This is a genomic window from Pseudomonas sp. NFACC41-3 (genome assembly GCF_900109505.1).
Lineage (GTDB): Bacteria > Pseudomonadota > Gammaproteobacteria > Pseudomonadales > Pseudomonadaceae > Aquipseudomonas > Aquipseudomonas chlororaphis.
In genome coordinates this window covers 157,564-170,807 of sequence record NZ_FOAE01000007.1, presented here as the reverse complement: position 1 = coordinate 170,807, position 13,244 = coordinate 157,564, and the positions used below count along the sequence as shown (strand labels likewise).

Sequence of the window (13,244 nt, the reverse complement as noted above, 5' to 3'; positions counted from 1 at the left end):
CGCGGCCGTTCGCAGCCTCGCTTCGCTCGGCAGCGGCTACAGGGCGTAGGCCGGGTTCAGGCCTTTTCCCGCAACCACTCGAGCATCCCCAACCCCGCTGCCCGCCCGCTGGCGAAACACGCGGTGAGCAGGTAGCCGCCGGTGGGCGCTTCCCAGTCGAGCATCTCCCCGGCGCAGAACACGCCGGGCAATTGCTTGAGCATCAGGCGTTGGTCCATGGCCTCGAACGTCACGCCGCCGGCGCTGCTGATGGCTTCGTCCAGGGGCCGGGTTTTCACCAGGGTCAACGGCAGGGCCTTGATCGCCTTGGCCAGCAGCGCCGGGTCGGCGAAGCAGTCGGCGCTGGTCAGTTCACGCAAGAGCGCGGCTTTTAACCCATCGATGCCCAGCTGGCTGTGCAGGTGCTTGGCCATGGAGCGCGAGCCCCGTGGCTTGCTCAGCGCGGCCTGGATCCGGTCATGGGGTTTGCCCGGCAACAGATCGATATGCACCGTAGCGGTGCCGTGCTTGTTGATTGCCTCGCGAATCGGCGCCGACAGCGCGTAGATCAGGCTGCCCTCGATCCCGGTGGTGGTGATCACGCACTCGCCGAGGCGGGGGATGTCGTCGTTCAGGCCGATGGCCACGTTCTTCAACGGGGCACCGGCGAACTTGCTGCGCAGCAGATCGCTCCAGTCCTGCACCTCAAACCCGCAGTTGCTCGGTTGCAGGGGCGCCAGTTGCACGCCGCGCTGTTCCAGCGGCAGCATCCAGGCGCCATCCGAACCCAGGCGCGACCAGCTGCCGCCACCCAGCGCCAGCAACAGGGCATCGGCCTGAACCGATTTTTCGCCTTCCTGGCTATGGATGCGCAGGCTGCCATCGACATTCCAGCCGAGCCAGCGATGGCGGGTGTGGATAACCACGCCGGCATCGCGCAGACGCTTGAGCCAGGCGCGCAGCAGCGGCGCGGCCTTCATGTCGGTGGGGAACACCCGGCCCGAGCTGCCGACGAACGTCTCGATGCCCAGGCCATGAATCCATTGGCACAACGCCTCGCTGCCGAACTCGCGCAACAGCGGGGCAATCTGTGGGGCCCGTTCGGCATAACGCGAGAGGAAGGCCGGGTAGGCCTCGGAATGGGTGATGTTCATGCCGCCGACCCCGGCCAGCAGGAACTTGCGGCCTACCGATGGCATGCCGTCGTAGAGATCGACGCGCAGGCCCGCCAGGCTCAGCACCTCGGCCGCCATCAGGCCGGCGGGGCCGCCACCGATAATGGCGACGTGATGGGGCAGGGTGGTGCGGGATAAGGTCATGGCGGGCGGCGGCGTGGCGGAATAAGCCGGGCATTCTACCCGAGGCAGGCCCGTCGCCAATGCTCCATGCGTCCCGCAGTGGCTTATGCAGGGAGCTGATCAAAAAACGTTCAGTGCTCTGCAGGGCTTGTATCCCATGGGCTGCAGAGGCTTGCGCTCAGGTTATCCACAAGCCGCTCCACAGAGATTGGGGGTAAGGCGCCCATCTTTTGATGACAACCTGATGACGCGACCGGCCCCCGTTTCTGTAGCCGCTGCCGCAGGCTGCGATAGGTCCGCAGGACCTCCAGCGCCAGTGCCGACGCCAGCGACCGTTCCGGTCGATCGCAGCCTGCGGCAGCGGCTACAGGTGTTGGTCGAAAAATGAGCAGCGGGCTGGAGGGTTTGTACTGCCTGGCGTGCAGCGGCTTACGCGCAGGTTATCCACAAGCGGTTCCACAGCGGTTGGGGGTAAGACGCCCACCTTTTGATGACAACCTGATGACGCGACCGGCCGCCGTTTTTGTAGCCGCTGCCGCAGGCTGCGATAGGTCCGCAGGACCTCCAGCGCCAGTGCCGACGCCAGCGACCGTTCCGGTCGATCGCCGCCTGCGGCAGCGGCTGCAAGTGTTGGTCGAAAAATGAGCAGCGGGCTGGAGGGCTTGTATTGCCTGGCGTGCAGCGGCTTACGCGCAGGTTATCCACAAGCGGCTCCACAGCGGTTGGGGGTAAGACGCCCAGCTTTTGATGACAACCTGATGATGCGGCGGCGCTCATTTTTCAATGGCAACCCAATGACGTCCACACCCGTTGCGCGCTGTGGTGGAGGATGCCGTGGCGCCGCGCCAGGGCCTGGCGGTCCTTGCTGTAGCCACCGCCGATCACCCCGAGTACCGGGATGTCGCGGCCCAGGCAATGGCGCATCACCTGTTCGTCGCGGGCGGCGACACCCTGGTCGGTCAGCTTCAGGTAACCCAGGGCATCGTCCTGGTGCACATCCACCCCGGCGTCGTACAGCACCAGGTCCGGCTGGTACAGCGGCAGCAGGTAATTGAGGGCATCGTCGACCACCTTCAGGTAGTCGGCGTCGCCCATGCCCATCGGCAGGGGGATGTCCCAGTCGCTGGTGGCCTTGCGCGCCGGGAAGTTTTTTTCGCAGTGCAGCGAGACGGTCACGGCGTCCGGGGTATGTTCGAGAATCCGCGCGGTGCCGTCGCCCTGATGCACGTCGCAGTCGAAGATCAGCACCCGGCCGACCCGCCCGGCTTCCAGCAGGTAATGGCTGATCACCGCCAGGTCGTTGAAGATGCAGAAGCCCGCCGGGTGGTCGTAGTGGGCGTGATGGGTGCCGCCGGCCAGGTGACAGGCCAGGCCATGCTCCAGGGCCTGTTCGGCGGCCAGCAACGAGCCGCCGACGGCGCGCACGGTGCGTCGGGCCAGGGCTTCGTTCCAGGGCAGGCCGAGGCGCCGCTGGTCTTCCCGCGACAACTCGCCGGCCATATAGCGTTCGATATACCCAGGGTCGTGGGCCAGGGCGAGAATTTCCCTGGGGCACAGCTCCGGGCGCAGCAGGTCGGCATCGCGGGTCAGGCCGCTGTCCACCAGGTGGTCGCGCAGCAGGCGAAACTTGTCCATGGGGAAGCGGTGCTCCGCCGGGAACTCAGGGCTGTAGTCTTCGTGGTAGATCAGCGGCAGTGGCATGGCAATTTCATGTAGGAATCCGAAAAGGATCCTACCAGCGATGTAGACTGGCACGCATGGAAATGGAGGGGACGATGGAGCCGATACTGCAACTCGAAAGTGCTCGACTGCTGTTGCGCCAGTGGCGCGACGAGGATTTGCCGGCGTTCGCGGCGATGTGTGCCGATCCGCAGGTGATGCGTTACTTTCCGGCCCCCTTGAGCCGCCTGGAAAGCGCTGCGCTGATCGGGCGGATCCGTGGGCATTTCGCCGAGCACGGTTTTGGCACGTGGGCGCTGGAGCGCAAGGATACCGGGGCCTTTATCGGTTTTACCGGGCTGGGCGTGGTGGGCTTCGAGGCGCCGTTCACCCCGGCGGTGGAAATCGGCTGGCGCCTGGCGCGCGAGCACTGGGGCCTGGGCTATGCCAGCGAAGCAGCCTGGACCGCGTTGCGCTGTGGCTTCGATCGCCTGGCCCTGAAGGAGATCGTCGCCTTCACCACCACCAGCAACCTGCCGTCGCAGAAAGTCATGCAGGCCATCGGCATGCAACACGCTGCGGACGACGATTTCGATCACCCAAAGCTCGGCAGCGAGCATCCGCTGCGTCATCATGTGCTGTATCGCATCAACCGCGAACAATGGTTGGAAACCTTGCATGGATAGCAGGTCGGGGGCATCTGGAGTGTGCCCATGTGTGTGAACCCGATTGAATCGACCGCGGCAGCGAAGACTGCGCGGCATTGCTCTGTGTGAGGAGAGTCTGAATGAGCCACGTGTTGGATGATCTGGTCGACCTGTTGACCCTGGAACCGATCGAGGAAAACCTGTTTCGCGGTCGTAGCCAGGACCTGGGTTTCCGCCAGCTGTTCGGCGGCCAGGTGTTGGGTCAGTCCCTGTCCGCGGCCAGCCAGACTGTCGAAGAGGCCCGCCATGTGCATTCGCTGCACGGTTATTTCCTGCGCCCGGGCGACGCGGCGTTGCCGGTGGTGTACCAGGTCGACCGGGTACGCGATGGCGGCAGCTTCAGCACCCGCCGGGTGACGGCGATCCAGAAGGGCAACCCGATCTTCACCTGCAGCGCCTCGTTCCAGTACGACGAGGAAGGCTTCGAGCACCAGGACACGATGCCCCAGGTGGTCGGCCCGGAAAACCTGCCGTCGGAGCTGGAGATCACCCAGCAGCGCGCGCACTTGATCCCCGAGCACATGCGCGAAAAACTGTTGTGCCCCAAGCCCATCGAAGTGCGCCCGGTCACCGAGAAAGACCCCTACAACCCGCAGCCGGCGGACCCGATCAAATATGTCTGGTTCCGTGCCGACGGCAGCCTGCCGGACATTCCCGCGCTGCATAAATACCTACTGGCCTACGCCTCGGACTTCGGCCTGCTGACCACCTCGATGCTGCCCCACGGCAAGTCGGTGTGGCAGAAGGACATGCAGGTCGCCAGCCTCGACCACGCGCTGTGGTTCCATGCCGACCTGCGCGCCGACGACTGGCTGCTGTATGCCATGGACAGCCCGTGGGCCGGCAATTCCCGCGGTTTCTCCCGTGGCAGCGTGTTCAACCGCGCCGGCCAGCTGGTGGCGTCGGTGACCCAGGAAGGCCTGATCCGCCACCGCAAGGACTGGGCATGAGCCTGGCCGAGGTTCGGCATTGGGTGTTCGACATGGACGGCACCCTGACGGTGGCCGTGCATGATTTCGCGGCTATCCGCGAAGCGCTGGGGATCCCGCCGGAGCACGACATCCTGACCCACCTCGCGGCCTTGCCCGCCGCCGAAGCCGCGGCGAAACACGCCTGGCTGCTGGAGCACGAACGCGACCTGGCGCTGGGTTCGCGCCCGGCGCCAGGGGCGGTGGAACTGGTGCGGGAGCTGGCGGCGCGGGGCTATCGCCTGGGCATCCTGACCCGCAATGCGCGGGAGCTGGCCCATATCACCCTGGAGGCCATCGGCCTGGCCGACTGCTTTGCCGTCGAAGACGTGCTGGGGCGCGACGAAGCGCCACCCAAGCCTCACCCGGGCGGCTTGCTGAAGCTGGCCGCGGCCTGGGCGGTGGCGCCCGCCGAGATGGTGATGGTCGGCGACTACCGCTTCGACCTCGACTGCGGTCGCGCGGCGGGCACCCATACGGTGCTGGTCAACCTGCCGGATAACCCGTGGCCGGAGCTGGCCGACTGGCACGCCGAGGATTGCGTGATCCTGAAGCAGATGCTTTTGGCCTGAGATCCATCGCGAGCAAGCTGATCTCACTCTGTTTATTGGCCGAGCTTATTGGCCGAACAATGCCTTCTGCCCTTCGGGCGAAGTGAACATCTTGTCGCCGTCATGCCCGACGCCGGGCACTTCGATCAATTGCTGTTGCAATCCCTGGGGATGGCGCTGTTTCAGGTAGTTGAAATAGTTGTGCCCGCGAATCAAGCGGTAGGCGCCCTGGGCCTCGGCGGCGCAGCTGGTGTCCAGCGCCGGGTGGTGCGGGTCGGTGTCCTGTTTGCCCAGCAGGTAGGTGATATCGCGCTTGACGTAGCTCTGTTCCAGTTGCTGCGCGGTCTGGCCGGCGGCGTAGGCCGGCAGCTTGAGCAGGCCGTACTTCCAGTGGTTGAAACCGGGGCACGCGCCGGCATCGACCTTCACCGGGCGCTGTTCGTCGAAATAGGCATAGGACGACGGGTTGGCGATGACGTAGCGCAGCTTGATGCCGTCATCCTCCAGGCCCGGATGGTGCTGGCCGAGCAGGGCGAAACGCTGCACCACCTGGGCGCCACCGGAGTGGCCGGCGATGACGATCTCGGTCAGGGACGGGAACTGCTGGCGATCGCTCAGCCGCGTGATGATCGCGTCCAGCATCGCATAGGAACTGACCGTCCTGGGCCCGCTGGACGGCTCGCCGGCCATCCAGTCATTGCCCTGCCAGCGCAGCAGCGAACCGGGTAGTTGGTGACGCTCGATATCGCTCTGGTTGAGAAACTGCGGCGCGACCACCAGGGTGGACGCGCTTTGCCCGGCCTGGCTGGCGGCCTGTTCGGCGCTTTGCAGGTAGGTCTGGGCATTACGCAGGCGCCCGTGGACGATGATCAGCGCCCGCTGGACCTCGGGCAGCGGCCGCTGCCAGTCCTGGCTCAGGCCGATGGCCAGTTCGCCGCCTTCGAGGTTCAGCCGCGCGGGGCTGACCGTCTTGACGCCATTTTCCGCTGCCTGCGCGCCGGCGCAGATCATCCATAACGTGAGCAGCACCAGTACCCGGCGCATTACAGACTCTTCGCCGCGAAGGTGTCGCACTGGGCAACTTGGCCTTGAGTGAAACCGGCCTTGAACCAGCGTACCCGTTGCGCCGAGCTGCCATGGGTGAAGGAGTCCGGTACCACGCGGCCCTGGCCTTGCTGTTGCAGGCGGTCGTCACCGATGGCGTTGGCGGCGTTCAGGGCTTCTTCGATATCCCCCGGCTCCAGCCAGTTCAGGCGTTTCTGCGCATGGTTGGCCCAGACGCCCGCCAGGCAGTCAGCCTGCAGCTCCTGGCGCACCAGCAGGCCGCCGTCGCCTTCCATCTGCCGGCCTTGTTGGCGGGCCGCCTGGATCTTCGCCGAGACGCCGAGCAGGGTCTGTACGTGGTGGCCGATTTCGTGGGCGATCACGTAGGCCTGGGCGAAGTCGCCGGCGGCCGAGAAGCGCTGGTCCATCTCGCGGAAGAAGTCCATGTCCAGGTACACCTGCTGGTCGGCCGGGCAATAGAACGGGCCGGTGGCGGAGGTCGCCGAGCCGCAGGCGGAGTTCACCCGGCCACGGAACAGGATGAGCTTGGGTTGCTGATAGGCGCGTCCGGCCTGTTGGAAGATCTGGCCCCAGGTGTCTTCGGTGTCGCCGAGGATGGAGCGCACGAATTCCGCCTGCTCGTCGTTGGCCGGCGGCGCCTGGCGGGTCTGCTGGGTGGTGGCGGGCGCCGAGGACTGGTCCATCTGCCCGGCGAGCTGCCCGAGGATTTGCAACGGGTCCTGGCCGGTGACCCAGCCGATGCCGACGATCAGGATGATGGCGGTCAGGCTCAGCCCCTTGCCGCCGCCAAAGCGCAGACCGCCGCCTCCACCGCCGCCACTGTCATCGCGAGCATCCACCACGTTGTCGCTGCGCCGTCCTTTCTTCCAAAGCATGGGTGAATCCTCGTTCTAATTTGCTGATCAGTGTTGCTGGTGAGTAGGGCAGACGCCAGTCCGGTCGTCAGCCTTTTGCATGCACGCTACCATTGCCCGCAGCCGCATCGATCCTGTCGCGACACATCCGGGGCCTCCTTTGAACATCGATACCCGCATCAAATTCCGTCACCTCGTATGTTTTCTTGAAATGTCTCGCCAGGGCAGCCTGGCGCGGGCGGCGGATGTGCTCGCGGTAAGCCAGCCGGCGATGTCGAAAACCCTCAAGGAACTGGAAGAACTGCTCGACACCCGGCTGTTCGCCCGGAGCAAGGCCGGGCTCAGCCTGACCGAGGCCGGCATGGCCTTTCTGCGTTACGCCGGGCCCTCGGTGCAGGCCCTGCGCGAGGGGGTGAACACCTTGCGTGGTGGCGAATATGCCGCCGGCGTGGTGCGCCTGGGTGTGCTTTCGACCGCCGAAAGCCTGCTGCTGCCGGAGGTGGTGCGGCGCCTGCACGAACGGCATTCGGCGCTGGTGGTGAGCGTGGTCACCGGCCCCAGCGCCTATCTGCTGTCGCAGTTGCGGGTCGGCGATGTCGACCTGGTGGTCGGGCGCATGACGGACAGCCCGCAGATCCAGGGCCTGAGCTTCGAGCATCTGTACAGCGAGTCCATGACCCTGGTGGCGCGCCCCGATCATCCGTTGCTGCACGGGCCATTGGACCGGCATGCGCTGGAGCGCTACCCGCTGGTACTGCCGCTGGCCGGCACCACCATCCGCAAATTCGCCGACAGCCTGTTCGTGCAGTGCGGCATCAGCCAGTCGCGCCAGCGCCTGGAAACCCTCTCGGTGGCCCTGAGCCGGCGTTATGCGCTGTCCAGCGATGCACTGTGGATCGCCCCGCTGGATGCGGTGCGCCTGGACTTGGCCAATGGCGAGTTGCGCGAGATCGACCTGGGGCAGCGCGAGCCGGGCGGCTCGGTGGGCATCTCCAGCAACGCCAGCCTGCCGCTGTCGCTGGCGGCGCAATGGTGCGTGGAGGTGCTGCGGGAGGTCGGGCAGGCCTATCGCGAGGGGCGTTATCCCTAACCGTTTGGTTATGTTCTTGAGGGGGCTTTTCAATAGTCGTTGGGCTGCCGTTGTTTGAAACTGCGCGGGCTGCGCTCCATAAATCAAACAACAGGAGACCGACATGTCTGATGCAGACAGCAGTCGCTTCGTTATCCGTGACCGTAATTGGCATCCCAAGGCCCTGACTCCCGACTACAAGACCTCCGTGGCCCGTTCGCCACGCCAGGCGCTGGTGAGCATTCCGCAATCGCTGAGCGAAACCAGTGGCCCCGATTTCTCCCATCTGAAGACCGGGCGTTTCGACAACGACCTGCTGCTCAATTTCAATAACGGCGGCTTGCCGGTGGGCGAGCGGATCATCGTCGCCGGCCGGGTCTGCGATCAGTACGGCCAGCCGATTCCCCACACCCTGGTGGAGATGTGGCAAGCCAACGCCGGTGGCCGTTACCGGCACAAGAACGACCGCTACCTGGCGCCCCTGGACCCGAACTTCGGCGGTGTCGGCCGGGCCCTGACCGACCGTGACGGCTACTACAGCTTCCGCACCATCAAGCCCGGCCCTTACCCGTGGCGCAACGGCCCGAACGACTGGCGCCCGGCGCATATCCACTTCTCCATCAGCGGGCCGTCGATCGCCACGCGGTTGATCACCCAGCTGTATTTCGAGGGCGACCCGCTGATCCCGCTGTGCCCGATCGTCAAGTCGATCGCCAATCCGCAGGCGGTGCAGAGCCTGATCGCGCGGCTGGACATGAGCAGTGCCAACCCGATGGACTGCCTCGCCTATCGCTTCGACATCGTGTTGCGCGGCCAGCGCAAGACCCACTTCGAGAATTGCTGAGGAGCCCGTCATGCCTATCCAATTGCTGCCCGAAACCCCTTCGCAAACGGCCGGCCCTTATGTGCACATCGGCCTGGCGCTGGCTGCCGCGGGCAACCCGACCCGCAGCGACGAGATCTGGAACCGGATGGCCGGGCCCGACGCCCAGGGGGAAAAGATCCTGCTGATCGGCCACGTGTACGACGGCAACGGCCATCTGGTGCGCGACTCATTCCTTGAGTTCTGGCAAGCCAACCACGAGGGCGTCTACGACCCTGTGTTCGATTCGGAGAAAGCCTTCAACAGCTTCGGGCGCACGGCCACCACCTTCGATGCCGGCGAGTGGACGCTGCACACGGTCAAGCCGGGCGTGGTGAACAACGCCGCCGGGTTCCCGATGGCGCCGCACATCAACGTGGCGCTGTTCGCCCGGGGGATCAACATCCACCTGCACACGCGCCTGTATTTCGCCGACGAGCCGGAAGCCAACGCCGCCTGCCCGGTGCTGAACCTGATCGAGCAGCCGCAGCGGCGCGACACCCTGCTGGCGCATCCCTGTGACGTGGATGGGCAGCGGGCGTACCGCTTCGATATCCGCATCCAGGGAGAAGGGGAGACGGTGTTCTTCGATTTCTGATTGGCCATCCGTCACCGCGGGCGTCTCCTGCGGAGCCGATCGCAGCCTCGCGGGCTCGGCAGCGGCTACAGGGATTCCATGCTTTTTGTAGCCGCTGGCGCAGCCTGCGATAAGGTCCGCAGGGCCTTCAAGCGATCTCAGGAACCACACCCTTTTCGAGCTTGATTGCCGCTTTATTCGTAAGCGCTGGCACCCGCGATGTGCCGCCCGGCGATGTAGCCAAAGGTCAGCGCCGGGCCGAGATTGATGCCGCCGGCGGGGTAGTGGCCGCCCATGATACTGGCCATGTCGCTGCCGGCGGCGTACAGGCCGGCGATGGCCTGGCCCTGGCCGTCGAGCACCTGGGCGTGGGGGTTGACCTTGAGCCCGGCGAAGGTGCCGAAGCAGCCCGGCTGGACTTTCACCGCGTAGAACGGCCCCTGTTCGATGGGCGCCACGCACGGGTTGGGTTGCTGGCGCGGGTCGCCCTGCTTGCGGTTGTAGGGCGTCGAGCCCCGGCCGAACAGCGGGTCCTGGCCTTGTCGGGCATGCCGGTTGTATTCCGCCAGGGTGGCACGCAGGCCGTTCACCTCGATGCCGCAGGCCTGGGCCAGTTCCTCGATGCTCTCGCCGCGCTTCAGATAGCCGCTGCGGATAAAGGGCGTCATCGGCACCGGGAAGGGCCGGGAGATGCCCAGGCCATAGCGGCGCTGGAAGCCGTGGCTGCAGATCAGCCACGACGCCACTTCTTCGCCCTCGGGCGCCGCCGCGACCATTGCTCGCACATAGTCGTAGTAACCGTCGGCTTCGTTGACGAAGCGTTGGCCGTTGCGCAAGACGCCGATGATCCCCGGCTTGCCGCGCTCGATGATGTGCGGGAAATGCCCGCGGCTGCCGTCCTGGTAGGGCACCGCGGAAACCGGGGCCCAGGCCACGGGGGATTCCATGTCGGTATCGACCCGGGCACCGACGCTTTCCCCCAGGCGCAAGCCGTCGCCCGAGACTGCCAACGGCGGTAGGGCCAGATGCTCGTGGCCGGTGGGCGTGCGTGGGAACAGCGCCTTGCGTCGCTCGATGTCATTGGCAAAACCACCGGCCGCCAGCACCACCGCTTTGCGGGCGCGGATACGAATGGGCCCCCGGGTGGAGCTGCTGACAATCGCTCCGGTCACCGCGTCGCCGTCGCGCAGCAGCTCGGTGACCGGTGCCGATTCCCAGAGCAGTACGCCAAGGTCCTGCGCCGACTTGGCCAGGCGCGCCACCAGCGCCACACCGTTGACCAGTTGCAGGGCGCGGCGATGGGTGACGAGGTCGCGCAGGTGGCGAGCGACGCGTTTGCTCACATGCCAGGCCGCCGGTAGCGAACGGCTCAGGTTGAGGAAGGCTGTCAGGTCGGCGCCGGCCATGATCGGCATGCCGATGAACGAGGTTTCGCGCAGGGTCTTGCGCAGGCGCTTGAGCAGTGTGCCGACCTCGCGCCCATCGTAGGGCGCGGCGATCACCGAACGTCCGCCGGTGCCGGCTCCTGGCGTATCGCCGTGGATATCGGCGATGGCGTTGCCGTCGGCGAATTGCAGCGCGGTATGGCGCTCGAAGAACGACACCATGCGCGGGCCGGCTTCGAGGAAGGCGTCGATCAGCTCCGGCTGGTAGCGTTCGCCCAGTTCGTGTTTCAGGTAAGTCCGCGGCAGTTCCACGTCTTCGATTATGCCGGCCCGTCGCGCCAGCGGGTTGCACGGCACCCAGGCCCAGCCACCGGACCAGGCGGTGGCGCCGCCGAACACCGGGTCTTTCTCCACCACTATGACCTTCAGGCCATGCCAGGCCGCGGTCACGGCCGCCGAAAGGCCGGCGGCGCCGGAGCCGACGACCAGCACGTCGCAATCGATATCGGGGTGGTGCAGGGAGGCGGTGGCAGGCATGGAAGAAGCAACTCCGCTAAACGAACGATTATTATTTTTGGAACTTGATTCCAAAAAATATACGGAGTCGAATAGTCGACAGCAAGGCGAGGGCAGGATCATCTGCGCCGTGCCGAGGTTTTTATGGGCGGTTATCGAACGAGGCCGCGGTGTGTTTCCCCATTGCGCCGGTTGTCACTAGAATCGGCCAAATTTCGTCTGGACCCGACCATGGCCGGCAGTCAAATCGAGCGCGTCTTCAGCGTTCTGGAAAGTCTTACCAGCGACCCCCGCGGCCTGCCGATGCAGACCCTGGCCGAGCAACTGGGCATCCCCAAAAGCGCCACCCACCGGCTGTTGGCGGAGCTGATCCGCCTGGGCTACGTGCGCCAGAATCCGGACAACCTGCGCTATCACCTGTCGACCAAGCTGGTGGCTATGGGCTTTCGCTACCTGTCCAGCAGCGGCGCGGATATCGTCCAGCCGGTGCTCGACCGGCTGGCCCAGGAAACCGGCGAGCTGGTGCGCCTCGGGGTGATCGAGGACGAGCGCCAGACCTGGATCGCCAAGTCCCAGGGCGCCCGTTCCGGGTTGCGCTACGACCCCGACATGGGCCGCGAGGCGCCGTTGTTCTATACCGCTTCCGGGCACGCCTGGCTGGCCTGCCTGAGCGATGCCGAGGCGTTGTCGCTGGTGGAGCGCCAGGCTGCCGAGATCCCCGCGGACCTGGGCCCGAACGCGCCGCGCTCGAACATCGAACTGCTCGAACGCCTGCGCCTGGCTCGGGAACAGGGTTACGCCTGGGTCGAGGAAAGCTCGGCGGTGGGCACCTCGGCGGTGGCCGCGGTGGTGCGTCATCCGGTCGACGGCCGGGTGGTCGGAGTGCTGAGCATCGCCGGCCCCAGCGCGCGCATGCCGCTGGCGCGCCTGCATGAACTGGCGCCGCTGCTGTTGAAGTTCACCGACGAACTCTCGGCCGCCAGCCAGGCCTCCGAACTCTTCAGCTGACTCTGTAGCCGCTGGCGCAGCCTGCGATCGGCTCCGCAGGCGCCGTAAAACCGCTCACTACGGGTGGGGCAGGCTGAACGCGGTCGCCTATTTTACGGCCGCTGCGCGCCCGATCGCAGCCTCGCGGGGCTCGGCAGCGGCTACAGGATTTCTCCGTTTTCTGTAGCCGCTGGCGTAGCCTGCGATCGGCTCCGTAGGAGCCGCAAAACCGGCCACTGCGGTGGGGCAGGCCGAATACGGTCGTCTGTTTTACGGCCGCTGCGCGCCCGATCGCAGCCTCGCGGGGCTCGGCAGCGGCTACAGGATTTCTCCGTTTTCTGTAGCCGCTGGCGTAGCCTGCGATCGGCTCCGTAGGAGCCGCAAAACCGGCCACTGCGGTGGGGCAGGCCGAATACGGTCGTCTGTTTTACGGCCGCTGCGCGCCCGATCGCAGCCTCGCGGGGCTCGGCAGCGGCTACAGGGTTTCCCCGTTTCCTGTAGCCGCTGGCTCAGCCTGCGATCGGCTCCGCAGGAGCCGCAAAACCGGCCTCTGCGGTGGGACAGGCCGAACACGGTCGCCTGTTTTGCGGCCGCTGCGCGCCCGATCGCAACCTCGCGGGGCTCGGCAGCGGCTACAAAGGTTTCCCCGTTTCCTGTAGCCGCTGGCGCAGCCTGCGATCGGCTCCGCAGGAGCCGCAAAACCGCTCATTACGGGTGGGGCAGGCTGAACGCGGTCGCCGGTTTTACGGCCGCTGCGCGCCCGATCG

12 protein-coding genes are annotated in these 13,244 nt (G+C 66.0%); 7 read left to right on the top strand and 5 right to left on the bottom strand.

The window, feature by feature from the left end; genetic code table 11:
• Positions 1–56: 56 nt before the first annotated feature.
• Together BMY68_RS28545 and BMY68_RS28540 are read right to left on the bottom strand one after the other, a co-directional pair.
• Positions 57–1,298 carry a TIGR03862 family flavoprotein gene (locus BMY68_RS28545; RefSeq protein WP_085534563.1) on the bottom strand — a complete coding sequence of 414 codons (1,242 nt, stop codon included), beginning with the start codon at positions 1,296–1,298 and terminating at the stop codon, positions 57–59.
• Between the two features lie 759 nt (positions 1,299–2,057).
• Positions 2,058–2,978 carry a histone deacetylase family protein gene (locus BMY68_RS28540; RefSeq protein WP_062824509.1) on the bottom strand — a complete coding sequence of 307 codons (921 nt, stop codon included), beginning with the start codon at positions 2,976–2,978 and terminating at the stop codon, positions 2,058–2,060.
• A 74-nt stretch (positions 2,979–3,052) separates the two neighbouring features.
• Here BMY68_RS28540 and BMY68_RS28535 point away from each other — a divergent pair, with 74 nt between their 5' ends.
• The 3 genes from BMY68_RS28535 to BMY68_RS28525 all read left to right on the top strand — a co-directional run bounded on the left by BMY68_RS28535 (position 3,053) and on the right by BMY68_RS28525 (position 5,183).
• Entirely contained in the window at positions 3,053–3,622 is a 570-nt protein-coding gene (locus BMY68_RS28535; RefSeq protein ID WP_009045759.1) for a GNAT family N-acetyltransferase, read from the top strand.
• A gap of 101 nt (positions 3,623–3,723) precedes the next feature.
• Positions 3,724–4,593, top strand: a complete 870-nt coding sequence (gene tesB, locus BMY68_RS28530; protein ID WP_007928905.1) for an acyl-CoA thioesterase II — start codon at positions 3,724–3,726, stop codon at positions 4,591–4,593.
• Entirely contained in the window at positions 4,590–5,183 is a 594-nt protein-coding gene (locus tag BMY68_RS28525; RefSeq protein ID WP_085534565.1) for an HAD family hydrolase, read from the top strand. Before tesB ends, BMY68_RS28525 begins: the two co-directional genes overlap by 4 nt.
• 45 nt (positions 5,184–5,228) lie before the next feature.
• Here the strand turns inward: BMY68_RS28525 and BMY68_RS28520 are convergent, their stop codons facing one another.
• Together BMY68_RS28520 and BMY68_RS28515 are read right to left on the bottom strand one after the other, a co-directional pair.
• Positions 5,229–6,206 (bottom strand): hypothetical protein, encoded by a 978-nt coding sequence (locus BMY68_RS28520; protein ID WP_085534567.1) that lies wholly within the window; start codon positions 6,204–6,206, stop codon positions 5,229–5,231.
• Positions 6,206–7,102, bottom strand: a complete 897-nt coding sequence (locus tag BMY68_RS28515; RefSeq protein ID WP_085534569.1) for a KPN_02809 family neutral zinc metallopeptidase — start codon at positions 7,100–7,102, stop codon at positions 6,206–6,208. The genes BMY68_RS28520 and BMY68_RS28515 overlap by 1 nt, the downstream gene beginning before the upstream one ends.
• A gap of 139 nt (positions 7,103–7,241) precedes the next feature.
• Here BMY68_RS28515 and pcaQ point away from each other — a divergent pair, with 139 nt between their 5' ends.
• From pcaQ to pcaG, 3 genes are all read left to right on the top strand, one after another.
• Complete coding sequence (pcaQ, locus tag BMY68_RS28510) at positions 7,242–8,171, top strand: pca operon transcription factor PcaQ (protein ID WP_062824513.1); 930 nt, start codon at positions 7,242–7,244, stop codon at positions 8,169–8,171.
• A 103-nt stretch (positions 8,172–8,274) separates the two neighbouring features.
• Entirely contained in the window at positions 8,275–8,994 is a 720-nt protein-coding gene (gene pcaH / locus BMY68_RS28505) for a protocatechuate 3,4-dioxygenase subunit beta (protein ID WP_053262773.1), read from the top strand.
• 10 nt (positions 8,995–9,004) lie between these two features.
• Positions 9,005–9,610 (top strand): protocatechuate 3,4-dioxygenase subunit alpha, encoded by a 606-nt coding sequence (gene pcaG / locus BMY68_RS28500; protein WP_085534571.1) that lies wholly within the window; start codon positions 9,005–9,007, stop codon positions 9,608–9,610.
• A gap of 173 nt (positions 9,611–9,783) precedes the next feature.
• Here pcaG and BMY68_RS28495 read toward each other — a convergent pair whose 3' ends face one another.
• Entirely contained in the window at positions 9,784–11,511 is a 1,728-nt protein-coding gene (locus BMY68_RS28495) for an FAD-dependent oxidoreductase (RefSeq protein WP_085534573.1), read from the bottom strand.
• A gap of 210 nt (positions 11,512–11,721) precedes the next feature.
• Between BMY68_RS28495 and BMY68_RS28490 the strand changes: the two genes are divergently transcribed.
• On the top strand, positions 11,722–12,498 hold the full coding sequence (locus tag BMY68_RS28490; RefSeq protein WP_007928890.1) for an IclR family transcriptional regulator: 777 nt from the start codon (positions 11,722–11,724) through the stop codon (positions 12,496–12,498).
• Positions 12,499–13,244 lie beyond the last annotated feature (746 nt).

Bases quoted from the DNA above. Each gene is read 5' to 3' on its own strand.
- BMY68_RS28545 (WP_085534563.1), bottom strand. From the start codon at position 1,298: ATGACCTTATCCCGCACCACCCTGCCCCATCACGTCGCCATTATCGGT.
- BMY68_RS28540 (WP_062824509.1), bottom strand. From the start codon at position 2,978: ATGCCACTGCCGCTGATCTACCACGAAGACTACAGCCCTGAGTTCCCG.
- BMY68_RS28535 (WP_009045759.1), top strand. From the start codon at position 3,053: ATGGAGCCGATACTGCAACTCGAAAGTGCTCGACTGCTGTTGCGCCAG.
- tesB (WP_007928905.1), top strand. From the start codon at position 3,724: ATGAGCCACGTGTTGGATGATCTGGTCGACCTGTTGACCCTGGAACCG.
- BMY68_RS28525 (WP_085534565.1), top strand. From the start codon at position 4,590: ATGAGCCTGGCCGAGGTTCGGCATTGGGTGTTCGACATGGACGGCACC.
- BMY68_RS28520 (WP_085534567.1), bottom strand. From the start codon at position 6,206: ATGCGCCGGGTACTGGTGCTGCTCACGTTATGGATGATCTGCGCCGGC.
- BMY68_RS28515 (WP_085534569.1), bottom strand. From the start codon at position 7,102: ATGCTTTGGAAGAAAGGACGGCGCAGCGACAACGTGGTGGATGCTCGC.
- pcaH (WP_053262773.1), top strand. From the start codon at position 8,275: ATGTCTGATGCAGACAGCAGTCGCTTCGTTATCCGTGACCGTAATTGG.
- pcaG (WP_085534571.1), top strand. From the start codon at position 9,005: ATGCCTATCCAATTGCTGCCCGAAACCCCTTCGCAAACGGCCGGCCCT.
- BMY68_RS28495 (WP_085534573.1), bottom strand. From the start codon at position 11,511: ATGCCTGCCACCGCCTCCCTGCACCACCCCGATATCGATTGCGACGTG.
- BMY68_RS28490 (WP_007928890.1), top strand. From the start codon at position 11,722: ATGGCCGGCAGTCAAATCGAGCGCGTCTTCAGCGTTCTGGAAAGTCTT.